The organism is Candidatus Paracaedibacter symbiosus (assembly GCF_000757605.1).
Taxonomy (GTDB): domain Bacteria; phylum Pseudomonadota; class Alphaproteobacteria; order Paracaedibacterales; family Paracaedibacteraceae; genus Paracaedibacter_A; species Paracaedibacter_A symbiosus.
Genome location: NZ_JQAK01000047.1, coordinates 1,843 through 2,640, shown reverse-complemented (window position 1 = coordinate 2,640; position 798 = coordinate 1,843). Strand labels below are relative to the sequence as shown.

1 pseudogene is annotated in these 798 nt (G+C 37.6%); it reads right to left on the bottom strand.

Going from position 1 to position 798, the window contains the following annotated elements:
- Positions 1–737: pseudogene (locus IG80_RS0112205) on the bottom strand (sensor histidine kinase NtrY-like); the annotation flags it as partial.
- Positions 738–798 lie beyond the last annotated feature (61 nt).

Genomic DNA, 798 nt, shown 5'->3' with positions numbered 1-798 from the left:
ATTGCTAATAAAATCAGAGAAATCAAAATAAAAGCAAGCACAAACCTAATTTCTAATTGCTTTTGAATGTCATGAAGTTGGTTATATTCGCTGACAGCATCTTTAGCATTAGCAATTCTTTTTAAAACAAGCGGATCAACTAATCTTCCAACAAGAAGGTAGGCATTATAACTAGGCAGCTTCATAAGAGCGCGGACGCGGTCGCCACTTTCTGAAGTATTAATGACAACAGATTTTTCGGCTCTTTCGAGATCAAGTTCTGAAATACGTTCAAATTCAAGAGAAAAACTTAACCTGGAACGGGCAAGAACTTCTGAAGAGTTAAAAACAATGGCTTCATCTAGAGAGCGTACTTGTAATTCTATATCAAGTGCTTGATTAAAATGAATCTGATCATTTGAAAGAGGTTGAAAATTTTCTGCTAAAGTATGAGCCATTGCTTCGCAATTTGCTCTAATGACTTTTTTGTGCTCTTCTAAATAAGCCTCAGCAACTGCTGTAGATTCTTGAAGTGCCGTGCTAATTCGTTCATTAAACCATGATCCAATACCAGCATTAAAAAGATAACCTGAAGTGATAGAAATAAATATAGTAGGCGCAACAGTAAGAGCTCCAAATATGAGAGCTAATCGCGCATGAAGTTTTGCACCGGCGCGTTTTTGACGGCGATGTCCCCATAATGTGACAAGTCGTCGTGCAATTATAATCACAAACAGCAATAAAATTGCCAGATCCATATTTAACAGTAAAACAATGGAACGGGAACTCACCCCTAACAGGCCGGCATTACTGAATGTA